General features: G+C 42.3%; 14 protein-coding genes, 1 other RNA gene and 1 pseudogene. 14 read left to right on the top strand and 2 right to left on the bottom strand.

Annotation, left to right across the window (positions count from 1 at the left end; all coding sequences use genetic code 11):
* Positions 1-9: 9 nt before the first annotated feature.
* From GBN19_RS04300 to GBN19_RS04240, 13 genes are all read left to right on the top strand, one after another.
* On the top strand, positions 10-279 hold the full coding sequence (locus GBN19_RS04300; RefSeq protein ID WP_151777299.1) for a hypothetical protein: 270 nt from the start codon (positions 10-12) through the stop codon (positions 277-279).
* Positions 252-1022 carry a hypothetical protein gene (locus GBN19_RS04295; protein WP_151777298.1) on the top strand — a complete coding sequence of 257 codons (771 nt, stop codon included), beginning with the start codon at positions 252-254 and terminating at the stop codon, positions 1020-1022. Before GBN19_RS04300 ends, GBN19_RS04295 begins: the two co-directional genes overlap by 28 nt.
* Positions 1023-1041: 19 nt before the next feature.
* Positions 1042-1842 carry a phage tail sheath C-terminal domain-containing protein gene (locus tag GBN19_RS04290; protein WP_151777297.1) on the top strand — a complete coding sequence of 267 codons (801 nt, stop codon included), beginning with the start codon at positions 1042-1044 and terminating at the stop codon, positions 1840-1842.
* Positions 1843-1970: 128 nt separating this feature from the next.
* A complete protein-coding gene (locus tag GBN19_RS04285) occupies positions 1971-2348 on the top strand; it encodes a hypothetical protein (RefSeq protein ID WP_151710066.1) in 378 nt (125 codons plus the stop codon).
* Between the two features lie 19 nt (positions 2349-2367).
* Positions 2368-2694, top strand: a complete 327-nt coding sequence (locus GBN19_RS04280; protein ID WP_151710065.1) for a hypothetical protein — start codon at positions 2368-2370, stop codon at positions 2692-2694.
* Positions 2695-2893: 199 nt separating this feature from the next.
* Positions 2894-5119: a hypothetical protein gene (locus tag GBN19_RS04275; protein WP_151777296.1), complete on the top strand. Its 2226-nt coding sequence runs from the start codon at positions 2894-2896 to the stop codon at positions 5117-5119.
* A 70-nt stretch (positions 5120-5189) separates the two neighbouring features.
* Positions 5190-6377, top strand: coding sequence for a DNA circularization protein (locus GBN19_RS04270; RefSeq protein WP_151777295.1), 1188 nt, complete (start codon positions 5190-5192; stop codon positions 6375-6377).
* Between the two features lie 54 nt (positions 6378-6431).
* Complete coding sequence (locus tag GBN19_RS04265; RefSeq protein WP_151777294.1) at positions 6432-7562, top strand: phage baseplate assembly protein; 1131 nt, start codon at positions 6432-6434, stop codon at positions 7560-7562.
* Positions 7559-8017 carry a phage baseplate assembly protein domain-containing protein gene (locus GBN19_RS04260; RefSeq protein ID WP_151777293.1) on the top strand — a complete coding sequence of 153 codons (459 nt, stop codon included), beginning with the start codon at positions 7559-7561 and terminating at the stop codon, positions 8015-8017. Before GBN19_RS04265 ends, GBN19_RS04260 begins: the two co-directional genes overlap by 4 nt.
* 8 nt (positions 8018-8025) lie before the next feature.
* Complete coding sequence (locus GBN19_RS04255) at positions 8026-8388, top strand: phage GP46 family protein (protein ID WP_151710060.1); 363 nt, start codon at positions 8026-8028, stop codon at positions 8386-8388.
* A 1-nt stretch (position 8389) separates the two neighbouring features.
* Complete coding sequence (locus GBN19_RS04250) at positions 8390-9442, top strand: baseplate J/gp47 family protein (protein WP_151777292.1); 1053 nt, start codon at positions 8390-8392, stop codon at positions 9440-9442.
* Positions 9439-9978 (top strand): DUF2313 domain-containing protein, encoded by a 540-nt coding sequence (locus GBN19_RS04245; RefSeq protein ID WP_151777291.1) that lies wholly within the window; start codon positions 9439-9441, stop codon positions 9976-9978. Before GBN19_RS04250 ends, GBN19_RS04245 begins: the two co-directional genes overlap by 4 nt.
* A complete protein-coding gene (locus tag GBN19_RS04240) occupies positions 9975-10646 on the top strand; it encodes a phage baseplate protein (RefSeq protein ID WP_151777290.1) in 672 nt (223 codons plus the stop codon). Before GBN19_RS04245 ends, GBN19_RS04240 begins: the two co-directional genes overlap by 4 nt.
* A 282-nt stretch (positions 10647-10928) precedes the next feature.
* On the opposite strand, the pseudogene GBN19_RS15885 reads toward GBN19_RS04240, so the two are convergent.
* Both GBN19_RS15885 and ssrA read right to left on the bottom strand, forming a co-directional pair.
* Positions 10929-11120 (bottom strand): annotated as a pseudogene (locus GBN19_RS15885) (Arm DNA-binding domain-containing protein); the annotation flags it as partial.
* A 180-nt stretch (positions 11121-11300) separates the two neighbouring features.
* Positions 11301-11660, bottom strand: a transfer-messenger RNA (tmRNA) gene (gene ssrA / locus GBN19_RS04230).
* Positions 11661-11980: 320 nt separating this feature from the next.
* Here ssrA and GBN19_RS04225 point away from each other — a divergent pair.
* The gene (locus tag GBN19_RS04225) at positions 11981-12751 is read left to right on the top strand and encodes an energy transducer TonB (protein ID WP_151777289.1); all 771 of its coding nucleotides are present in this window, start codon (positions 11981-11983) and stop codon (positions 12749-12751) included.
* Positions 12752-12761 lie beyond the last annotated feature (10 nt).

Below are 12761 nucleotides of genomic sequence, written 5' to 3'. Positions count from 1 at the left end.
GAATGAATTATGGCGATTTCAGCAGGAATTAAAACACCAGGTGTCTATACCGACATTAACATTAATACACAGCGTTCGGGGCTTTTGAGTAATACCCAAAAAGTTCTGTTTGTCACTTCTGATATTGCAGCAATCACAAGCCCTGTGGATATTTATGATACCACCTCGGCAGATACCAAATTTGGTACAGACTCAGTGGCTGGTCGAATGATGAAAGCAGCAATTAAAACTTTTCGTACGGTGGATGTGCAATGCGTGGGAAAGCAGGCGATCCTTTGAGCATTTCTTCTCTTACTGGGCTTAAATGGGTTGACGGGGAAGATATTGTTGTTGATGTTGAATTGACAGGAATTACTCAAGAAACGATTTCATTTGATTATAAATTGTCTTCTTCACACACAGAGGGTTCGCAATCAGATGTCAGTTTAGTGCTAAGTGATGGTGTGGTTTATGATTCGAGCGATCAGAAAATTACCATTCCTTCAGGAGTTCGTCATTTTTCCCTAAAAATTCCTTATGTTGAAATAATGAATTGGATAGATGCCACACTTAGCATTGCAGCAGAAACCATAACGCTAGAGCGGCTAGAAAGAACGCCTGAATTTATCTGTACGCCGACCTCTTTAACTGTTCCTGATTTGGTTATTCCTACTATAGGCGGAATGTATCAATACTCATATCGTATTAATGGTGGAGAAATTATCACCAATTCTGAAAATGCAGGAGGTGCCCCAGCTCCAACAGTCCTTGTGAATATTTTGGCGCATTACGGTTTTTTTGATGACTTAGTCACTAGCTATTTTTCGCCAGAGGGAACAACGAATCAAAAAGCATTCGTTGCTGCGTATGATCAACCTATTCAAGGTGGTTCACTCGATCACCCAAATATGATTACGGCACAATCGAATACGATTGAATTTTTATTCACTCCAAGTGCTGAACATGACCTGATTCAAACTATTTTTGGTGAGGAGATAACACTTCAATCCTGCGCTATTGTGAATTGGTCTGTAAGTTACTAATTATTTATGAGTACATAAAATGTCTATTCAAGAAAAAATCGCCCCGCTTGGGCATACCATCATCGCCCTTTCCGAAGCACCCGAACTTGGTGCGGAGACAACGGCTTGGATTGAACACTTAAATTCAGTCAGCGATGCGATTGAGCAACGCCCTGCTATTTTAGTGATTCCATTTTCAGACATCGATACCGCAACTACTTTTGCAGATCAAGCCACAGTCAAGACCAGTTATCGAGTGATTTGTGTTTGCTATCACGGTGCAACAGGTCAAGAACCCGAAATTGCAGGTGCAATGGCAGCAGCACTGGCAGATTCATCCGACCCTGCTTTGCCTTTTAATGGTGTGAATTTGGGTGGTGTAACCGCTGTAGATGATTCATACAAGCTAACATTTGAACGTATGGAACGTGCTATGAATGCAGGTGTCTGTATGATTCAAACAGGCGCTGATGGCAACCCTGAAATTGTTCGCGCTGTATCGACCTATCGCGTTAATCCAGACTCAGGTTTGGATGATGACATCATGCTCGATATCAACGGTGCGCTCACGATTGACTACACACGTAAAGTATTACGCACAGCAGCTTTAAAAGAACGTCGTCGTAAAAACACAGCCGCACAACGTCGTAACTTGCGTTCATTATTCTTAGCTGAATTACTCAAGCTTGATAAAGCCGAAATTCTACAGAATGTAAGCGATACGGCTGATCAGCTGACAGTGACAAAAGATGCAAGTGATGAGTATCGAGTGAATGTGCAAGTGCCTGCTTATTGGGTGCGTGGTATGCATGTGATTGCTGCGACATTGAATGTCTACTAAGTACAATTTTTATACTTGGTTTTAAATAAAGCGGACAATTTGTCCGCTTTATTTTTGGAAGCATTTCCGACTGAAACCACCAGTGCTGCTATTGAATAATAAGTCATCATATAAAACGAGAGACTCAAATGGCTGAAGAAGCTGTTGGCATTATCGTCTTGAGTGTGAATGGTGAAGACTATGATTGTGCTTCCTGTACACCCAAGACAGACACTGGGCAAAAACCCATTAAGACCATGAACCGTACACGTAAAGTACGATACCGTGCGGGCGGTGTAGAAACCTATACCCTTGATGTTTCAGTGGTGATTCCAGATGGAAAAGATACGGTTGACTGGGGCGCAATTGTAGATGCTCGTCTTAGTATCGAATCAATCACAGGGAATCATCGTAAAACCTATATTGACTGTACAACCCAAACTGTCAGTGACGCTTACTCCGTTGAAGGTGAAACCCGTCGTGATCTGACTATGTTTGCGATGGATGTATTGGATGAATCAGCTTAATTTTGACTAGGAAAAAATGATGAAGCTCAGTGTTTTAGGTAAGTTACCTGTTCCAATTACAATTTTGAAAAATAACAAAGCGGTGGCTTGTACACAAGTTCAAGTGTCTGATCTCACTACTTTAGAATTATTCAAAGCCCGTCAACAGGCAAAGGATGGTGAATTTTGGTTGCTCTATGAAATGGCAGCAAAAACTGAATTAATTGATCCTGATGGAGCTTTCCATACACTCACTTATGAACAATTAACGCAGTGCTCAAGTGCAAATTTTAAGGCTTTAGAAGCACTAGAATTTGATCTTACACTAAAGCTAGAAGCCGAGAGTTTAAGCAACCCATCGAACTGATTGCTGCATTGCACAGAGTCGGTGTCGGTTTAGACTATGCTGAAAAAATGCCAATGCAATATGCATTGGCATTTTTAACAGAAGTCATCGAATTAAAAAAACTCCCTCAGGAGCGGCAGCACAATACTCCTCCCAAGCCCCAGTCATCTTCAGCTCAAACGACTGAAAAAAAATATGTCTCTACCAAGCGGGTGTGTAAATGACCAATACAACAGTAAGCTTGACGTTAAACTTGAATGGAAAGCAGGCTCAGAGTGTCCTTGAGCAGCTTGGGCAGTCTCAAAAAGGCACAGCCAATGAGCTGCTGCGTACCAACCGTATGCTGGAAGGCGTGCTACGTCAACAGTCCCAACAAACCCGCATTCAAAGTCAGCAGTTGCAACAGCTTGGTCGGCTCTATCAGCAAAATGCTCGTTCTGTCACTCAACAAACCACACAGACCAATGCCTCTCTAAGAACCAATCAATTGCTGGAGCGCGTGCTTGAGCAGCAAGTTCGGCAATCCAGATCACTGTCACAGCAAACTCGTAATCAAAATCGAGATTATCAGTTACAGATTAATATGCTACGGCAACAGGTCGCTGCTGCTGATCGATTGCGTCAACAGTTAGAAGCGGCTGGTCGTGCCAACCGTGAAATTGGGCGCGGTGGAACTGGAGGTAGCAATTTGATTGGCACAACAGCAGCAATCGCTGGAGGAGCATATGCTGCTGGTATGATTGGATCGAATTATTTAAAAGATCCTCGCGATTATATGCGTCAAATTAGTCTTTCAACAGATACAGCACTTGCGGGACAAGAAATGTCTGTACCTGACTTTAATAAAAAAGTGATTGAGATGGAAGGCTTTGTTCGTAATTCAACGACTAAAGGCGGATCATCGCCTCAGCAGATGGTTCAAGCTCTAAATACCTTAACATCTTCAAACGTTTATGATTTTAAAGAATTAAAAGATGTCATGTTACAAGTCAGTCGTACAGGGTTTGCTTCTGGTGCAGATCCAAATGATGTTGCCTTAATGACTGTCGCTCAACGTAATTTTGGTTTAACTAATTTATCGCGTGCAAATGATCAAGCAATGAGAGCTGGTCAGTTGGGGTCATTTGAATTACGTGACATGGCTCGCTATATGCCTGATCTACTTACTCAAGGTAAAGGCGCTGGTTATATTGGTGACAAAGGGTATCGGGATTTACTTGTCATGATGCAGCTAAGTAAAAAAACTGCGGGAACTGCTGAAGGTGCCGCAGTTAACTTATCTGATTTACTAGGATCATTTAGTCAATATCATCTTGGATTGTCATTTGCTAAAAATATTCGTGTGCAAGATGGAGATCCCATTGCAGCATATGGTGTAAGTAAGAAACGTAAAGGATTTGACTGGACTACATATGTCGCAAATATGCGTGAACAAGGTATAGGTGAGGTTGAAGCTGCTGCACTTCTTCTAAATCGTCAAATGAAAACAAATCCTCTATATCGTAAATATCGTGATAAAGCTCAAGTAGCTTTAAAATCAGGTAATGATGCTGAATATTTAGAAAATGTTCAAGCAGCCACACAAATTGTTGCTCAATCAGAAGTTGGTAAGATATTTCATAATAAACAGGCTCTACTATCATTTATGGGTTTCACCATGAATATGGACAAAGGAGGATTCAAAGACCAGCTAGACAAAGGTGTCGATAATTCGGGCGGTACAATTCAAACATCACATGATCGTCAAGCTGCTCAAGAGTATGGTAAAGATGGTGCTTTCGATACGGCTAGATTTAATGCACGTGTTGATAACTACAATGGTGTAGCTGATTGGTTAGGTAATTTAAAACAAAAACTTGCCGATTTTGCATCATCAAATGCAGGGATTGCTGCTGCTGCCTCTGCGGCAGTATTGGGTTTAACAGCAGTCGCAACAGCTGGTGGTGCGGCTGCGCTAGCAATGCGAGCTGGCGGATTAGGCGGTGGGCTTGGGGGGAGAGCCGCAGGTGCTGCTGCGGGTGGGCTTGCTTCAGGTGGTGCTGCAACCACAGCGGGACAGTTTATTCTAGCGGGTGGCGTTGGCTATGGTATTGGTACAGTAACTCGTGACATGTACATGAAAACGGAAACTGGTCAAAAATTTGATGACAAAGTTGGTGAAACCATTGCAAAAACACTCGCATTTTTTGGTAATGAAGATGCCAAAGCCGCTGTTGAAGCTCAGACTAAATATGAGCAGATGATTGCCGAACAACAAAGACAGACCACCGTATTATCCGCAAAATTTGACTCAGTCGTGAGTGCAATTCAAAACAATAAGCCTGTGTTTAATATGCCAGCGGGTTCTGGTGGTTCATCATCACCACTGTTGAATTCACTGTCTCAACACGCTAACACTGAAGAAAAAAGACATGGTGCTGTACCCTCTTACCTTGCCGCAAAATAATGGAAGCATTTCCGCCTAATTTTTTGAGTTAGTCTCTGCAAAATAACCTCATTAACGTGAGGTTTTTTTTATGGCTTGGAAAGATGATTTACAGGATGCGAGTTTTCGGGGAGTACCATTTGAGTGTATCTCTACCAAAGATGCCGTGTCCAAATCTCAAGCCATCCACCAAGCGCCCTATTCCGATGAAGCATACATTGAGGACATGGGCAAAGACCCGCGTAAAATCAGTATTCAAGCTGTCTTTACAGGTGATGACTATAAAGCTGAATCAGACAATTTAATCCTTGCACTGGATGAAACTGGTTCGGGTGAATTGATTCACCCGATTTATGGTGTCTGTACTGCAAGCGTACTGAGTCACAATGTCGACCATGACGCTGAGAATGTTGATACCTGTTACATCTCTATCGAATTCATCCTTGGTAAAGATCAGCAAAAAACCTTCTTTGTTCCTGTTGCAACGGTAGACAGTATTGATACGGCATCGATTATTGATGCGCCTGCGACTGCGTTAGAAACAGCGTTAGAACAGTTGAATAACGCAGATAAGAACCAATTCTTTACCGTTGTAAACAACATCCGCAATGGCATTAATACAGCCCGCTCATACTTAAATCTCGCCAAAGCAACCATTGAAGATATTTTATCTCCCGCAGATTATATCGTTGGCTTGGTTGATGATCTCAGTCAGCTCGTCACATTTGATACATCCATTTCAGCGATCTCAAAGTGGCGTGATTTAGCTAAACGTATTTCTCGTTTTGGTCATCTGTTTACAGATGATGATACGCCAACCTCATTAAAACAGCTTTGGACAGCCACCCAAGTGGCCAGCACTGTCGCGGTGACTCAACAGATTATTGAAAGCGTTAAGTCAGACATGGTGGCAGGTAATGAAGTTAGTTTGACACCAATTGACTTGGCAGTGATTCGTCAACAAAACCGTCAGGTGATTCAAGCCGCGATCAATACTGAGCGTGAGCAAACCGATGATGCTCTCCAGTTGACCTCAGTCACCCAAATTCAAATCTATAAGGACGTTGCTGATCAGTTGCATTTGCAGATTCAGGAACTGATTGAAACACGTCCACCCATTACAACCACGACAGTGCTTGTGCCTTGCACATTGCACTGGTTAGCACATCAGCTCTATGAAGATTACACCCGTGCCGATGAAATTCGACGCTTAAATCCAAATTTGCAGAACCCTGCTGTGTTGCTTAAGGGTATGGAGTTGACTGTTTATGCAAGATAAGAACGAGGTTAAACAAAGATTGAGAATCTTTGTACGAGTGCAAGGAGGCAATCTATGATTGACTCGAACAACAACGCAATCCGCTTAATTGTGGGTGGCTATGAACTCTCAGGTTGGGATGAGGCTTCGCTCGACAACGCAATTGATACACCAGCCGATAGCTGGAGTGTCACGCTATTTAATCCTGTTTATGATCAACTTCCGAGCAGTGTGGCAAGTGGAAAACCTGTCAAATTTTATTATGGCAATGAGCTGGTACTTACTGGAATTATTGACAAAATCTCCGAGGCTGTTAGCCGCCACGGACGTGCATTACAAGTTTCAGGGCGTGACTTGGTCGGTCAACTGATTGATTGCTCTGTGCCTATTTTCAGTGGTCGACAAGTCACTTTAGGTGTTTTGCTCAATAAATATGTCAAGTCGGGTGACCTCGGTTCTCTATTTAAAAGCATCTCTATTCAAGACAATTCAGCCTTAAAAAATAAGGTTTCAGTTGAACCAGGGGAAGCACTTTGGGATGCGATTAATAAGGCGGCTCAAGTCACTGGTCAGTATGTTTGGTTAGAAGCTGATGGCACATTAAAAGTTGGTGATCCTTTTGCGAATCCATACCACATTAAGACCGATTTATTACTGATGTATGACGGTAATGATAACAACGTGTTAGAAGCGCAATACGATGAAGATGTTTCTAACGTCTATAGCGAAATTAAAATTTTAAGTCAGGATGGCAATGCGAATCACATTTTGTCTGAAGGCAAAACCTCTACGTCTTATGGCTTTAATCGCCTAAAAATCGTGTCTTTGGGTGATGTTGAAACCAAAGCTGAAGCCGACGCAGCGCTTAAAAAAATCCAAGCTGACAATAACCTAGAAGCCTATAGCTTAAACCCCACTGTGAAAGGCTGGCAGATCGACAATAAAGTCTGGTCAACAGGCTGGTATCTCAATTTAAAAAGCGACGTGCTTTCCCGTGCCACCGCTAAATGGGCGGTGATGGGTCGTACCTTAAAGCTTTCGCGTAGCGGTGGTCAAACCACGGAACTGAAATTAAAACGCCAAGGTGACTGGGCACAGCCACTTGCTCATAAAGAGAAACAAACCAAAGCAGCCAAAAAACGCCATAGCAAAAAGAAGGCTGAGCAACAGGCTGAAAAGACCAAGAAACAAGGAGCTACAGCATGATTGATGCCATTCGTTCCCAAATTAGTAAAGCTAAAACTCAAGTCCGCCAATGCTTTTTAGGCATTGTTGCCCGTGGCAGTTCAAGCAGCTTACAACTTAAAGGCTTTGCCGATGAAGTCTTGCAAGAAGTTGAACTGGTGCAACAGGTCGGCTTTAGCTCGCATGTACCTGATGCCGCCAAAGTGGTGGTAATTCCACTTCAAGGGAAAACAGCCAAGTCGATTGTGGTCGCCACCAGTGGCGGTGCGATCAAGATTGATGTTGCTGAAGGTGAAACCTGTATTTATGACCAGTTTGGGCACTCCGTCTGGCTAAAAAAAGACGGGACATATATCGAAGGCGACTTGTTTGTGAATGGTGAAGTCAAAGACAAAAAAGGCACGATGCAAGAAATACGCGATCAATACAACCAACATAAACATGGCAGTAGCCCTGCACCAAGTCCACAAATGTAGGAGGCACTATGGGAACAATTAACCTAGAAATTAAAGATTATGTGTTGACCAGTTTGGATGCTGCATTTAATGCAGATGTGGTGCAGTCGGTTTGTCAGCGGCTCAATATCCACCGTGGAAAGTACTGGGCCAATCCAAATCTAGGCAGCCGTCTTAATACCCTACGTCGCTCAAAAGATGTGCCACGGATGTTGCAACTGGTTAAACAATTTGCTGAAGAGGCTTTATCGGATCTTGTTCCTAGCCGACTGGATTCTCTTAGCGTGACTACATCACAATCGGTGGTCAGCCGCATTGATTTAGAGATTGAAATTGTTCGCTTGACGGGTGAAACCCAAAAGATTCCATACTTTGTTGCGGTAGGTGGCTAAGATGGCTTTTTCAATTTTAACCTTCTCGCAAATCCGTAAAGCGATCATTCAAGAGTATCGCAACGGAACAGGCATCACTGTCCCAGATGACTCAGATGCAGCCATTCGTGCCGATGGTACGTCCTCGGTTGTGGAGGGACTTTATCATCATCAGCTTTATATTCAGCGCCAGCTTTTTATTAGTACCGCAGATGAGCCGTATTTATACATTCACGCTGAAGAACTCAATTTACCCCGTCTAGGTGGGACAAAGGCTTCAGGGACAGTTAAAGCGGTTTCTAACGTGGATTTAACCCTTACAGTGGGTTCAAAACTGACTGATGGCAATGGCTATTACTGGAGTGTGGTTAGCGACACGGTTCTCACGGCAAATAAAGAAACCACAATTGATGTAATTGCGGATCAAACGGGAGCTTCTTGGAATTATTCAGGTTCAACCCTGCTATGGGTTAGCCCTGCTGCTGGCTTAAATGGCACAGCAACAGTAATCAGTATCGCGGGCGGTTCAGATCAGGAAGAGCTTGAAGACTGGCGTGCACGTTTGCTTGAACGTAAACAGCTTGGCTTTAATCGAGACCGTTCCGCTGATTTGAAATCTTTGATCAAATCAGTGGCTGGTGTTGCTTCTGTTTATGTGTACCCAAAACGTCGTGGACTGGGTTCATTGGATGCGGCCATTACCGCTGCTGGTGATCCACCAACTTTGCCTAGTACAGCGCTGATTGAAGCCGTACAAGCCCTACTCGATGAGTATGCAGGATTTTGGGCAGATTGCCGTATTTTCTCACCGACTCAGCAATTGCTAGATGTTACTGCGATTGTGACAGGTAGCGGTGCGGATTTGACTGAAGTTGAGCAAACGATTCGTGACTATATCGCTGAGCTTGCTCCAGCCGAAATCTTTCAATCAGCAACTTTAGTCAGCCGTATTATGGCGTTAGACAATGTGACCGATGTTGACCTGACCCCAAGTAGCAATGTCGAGCCAACTGTCGACTGGATGTACGTTTACTGGTTGCGGGCTGGTTCAATTACAGTGAGTGCTGCATCATGAACATGGAACAAGCTACACAACTGTATGCCACTGTTTTACGCCAACTTCTACCCGTTGGCGGTTATGACACTGCACCCAATACCGTTGTTGCGGCTGATGTCTATGCTCATGCACAGGTGCTTGCTCAAGCCGATCTTGATGCCAAGCGCCTGCTCAGTGTTTTGGAAGGAATTCCAACCGAGCTACTTAGTGAGTACGAATATGAGTATGGCTTGCCGCTGAAGTGTACGGTCAACGCCACAAAATTGATTGAAGAGCGTTTGCAGATTCTTAACTGGTTTAAAAATACCGAGAACGTCTTTAATCGGGTTTATTTAGAACAACTTTTAAGCATTTTTGGTGTGCAGTTGATTGAATTAGTTACATATAAACCAATGCAATGTACAACCCCAAGTAACGCGCCTGTGAATACTGAGCAGCTTAGATATAAGGTCTTGCTCAAACTACAAAGCCCAGTAAATGCAGATATGGACTGCATTATTAAAAATTATCTACCTGCGTATTTACGCTATGACATTGAGGAGAAACAAGCATGAAACGAATTGATAGTGTGAATGCACGACCAGATCAAAACGGCATAGGCAAAGCTGGCTTTAATGACAATGCTGATTTGTCAGGTCAAGATGCAACTTATCTCACGCCTGAATGGTGTAATCATGTACAGGAAGAAATTTCAAATGTCATTGAGGGGTTTGGGGTTAATTTAGATCCAAAAAAAAAGGATCAGATGCTACATATCTTACTAATGATAACCGACAGGATAAAAACATTGGAAGCTCGTATTATTGAGGATATTAAAGTTGGTGATCTATTTATTACAACATTACTTTTTGAAAATGGTGCTGCTGTTAAGGTACATAAGGGCTATGGTGAATGGGAAAAATTGGGAGCTGGTCATGCATTGCTTTCTAATCCATCTGTAGATGAGAATGCACCGTCGTGGATGAAGATATTAGGTGGTATGGGTGGTGAGTTGAAACACGCATTAACACTGTCTGAACTTACAAAGCATAGTCATAAAGTTTATCAAAGTGGTGATGAGAATACAGTTGTTGGATATGAACGTGCACAACATTTGGCTGGATCAATAAGATCAGATGTAGGTTATGCAATGAATGATGATATTCAAGATGCTGGGGAAGGTGAAGCTTTTAATATTATTCAGCCATCAATGATTGTTGGAGTCTGGAGAAGATTATCTTAATCGATCAGGAGCAACAGATTGGACTTCAGGTCGGGCATCTATACTTGTTAGATGATCGTAAGCTGCATGGAACACTAGGCTCTATGGGATCATATCAAGAGGCTGAACTTGCAGACGAGTTATTTAAAGAGGTATTCAAGCAGTTCTGTAGTTATGTTCAATAATTTACGTTTTATTCTGCACTATCGTTAAAGCGTTAGAATTTTGGTTAGTGCAGAATGAATTATAAAAATATGGTGCAAAATAAAGTCTAAAAGAGTGCAAAATAAGCCGAAAACTTACACCACCTAAGCCTAGCCATGCCCATTTACCATTGGGTTTCTTGTATCTGAGTTGCCATGACTTATTACCGTTCTTTTGGACAAAGAAATATAAGCCATTGCCATCTAGCTCTCGATAATCCTTATCCTCTGATTCAAGATTAGATAGGGTGGTATCGGACATTGGGCGTTTTTTAATTTGGCTTCTTTTCATTTTTCTTGTATCACTGCGGTTTCAATAAAAACTCAATGATACAAGGAGTGATACATGGTGAGCAATGGTATATACAGTTATGATTCGTTATATATAGGCAAGAAAAAAGGCTTAAACCCTTTAGATTTAAGCCTTTCCAACTTATACATCGTCATATTACGACATATAAATTTAAGTATATGGTGGAGATGGCGGGAGTTGAACCCGCGTCCGCCAGCATTACGCTCGAGAATACTACATGCTTAGATATCGTCTATTGTTTTAACATTAAGTGACCCGACGAACAGGGTACAAAACGCGATCCTCTTAATTTGGTATAAAGTCCCGAGGCTTGACTTTATACGGACTTGTGTGCGTTCGCTTCGGTCGGGTTCACTGACCACAAGTATTCAGTGAAGCGGACAAGCGGCCCTTAGGCAGCTAGAGCGTAAGTTTCGTCGTTTGCGACTATAAAAATGCAAATTTGATTTACGAGAGGAAATGCGCTCTCGGCATGCATCTATGAGTTTCATCACCAGCGTCGAAGCCAATAACATCCCCATAATGGTTTTTGGAGTATAACATAACAATTGAAAAATTGATAATTTTTCTAAGTGATCAATGAAATGTAAGGTATCGGTGGTCGTCTGTTACATAGATTTTGTTGGAAATTTCATTGTTATGTTATATCATTTTAATTCTTATTTTTCATAATATCTTTGGGGCTTTCTGATATAAAAGCTTATATATGAAGAAATTATGAAAAAGAGGTTGCAAATGAAAACACTTCTCATTTATTATATTCAGGCTTAATCGTCCAACTCAAAAGTTGTGATTTATTTTTAGAAAATAAATCATGTATCACAGGTTATTGTTGTGTTATGAGTCACTCTCCCGCATTGAATTTAGATCCTCACTCAAGTGATCGCATGAAAAAGAAAATCCTTGCTGCAGTCACTGCTGTTGTAATTGGACATGTCGGGGTGTTATGGGCATTAGGTCAAATGAAAATTCAGGACTTAAAACCAGTTCATAAAGATCCGTTGCAAGTCCATTTTGTTAAAATTCAACAACCTCCAAAACCTTTGCCTCCAAAGCCTAAGGAGAAGCCAAAACCTAAGGAAAAACCTAAGGAAGTTAAAGAGGTTAAGGTTGTTGAGAAACAGTTGCCTCCGCCACCTAAAAAAGTGGAAAAAATTCAGCAAGTTAAAACTCAGGCACCTAAACAAGCAGTCGAACAGCCTGTTGTAAAAGCCCCACCTGCACCTGTCATGACAACCACAACTTCTGTTGTAGCGAAATCGACACCGCAGTCTGTACCACAACCTGCTACACCACAACCCAGCGCACCTGCGGCAGATCCATCTCCAAAAACAGTGAGTATTGGTGGATCGGGAGTGCAGTGGAGTCGCTCACCTCGTATTTCTTATGATGGTAGTGAGTTGCAAGGTGCAACACGAACTGTTGTTGTGTTAATCGAGGCCGATGAAAAAGGCAAAGTGACTAAAGTTACACTTGTAAAAGGTAGTGGTATAGCTGCACTGGATGAGAAAGTTCTTCGAGCAGTGCGTAGCGCAAAATTTAAACCTTATAAAGAAAATGGTGTGGCGTATCCAATTAAGGCGAAACAACCATTTGATTTAACACCATAATTTACGGCTA

The sequence above is a fragment of the Acinetobacter brisouii genome, assembly GCF_008993995.1.
Lineage (GTDB): Bacteria > Pseudomonadota > Gammaproteobacteria > Pseudomonadales > Moraxellaceae > Acinetobacter > Acinetobacter brisouii_A.
The sequence above is the reverse complement of the archived record's forward strand: the minus strand, read 5'-3'. Positions and strand labels throughout refer to the sequence as shown.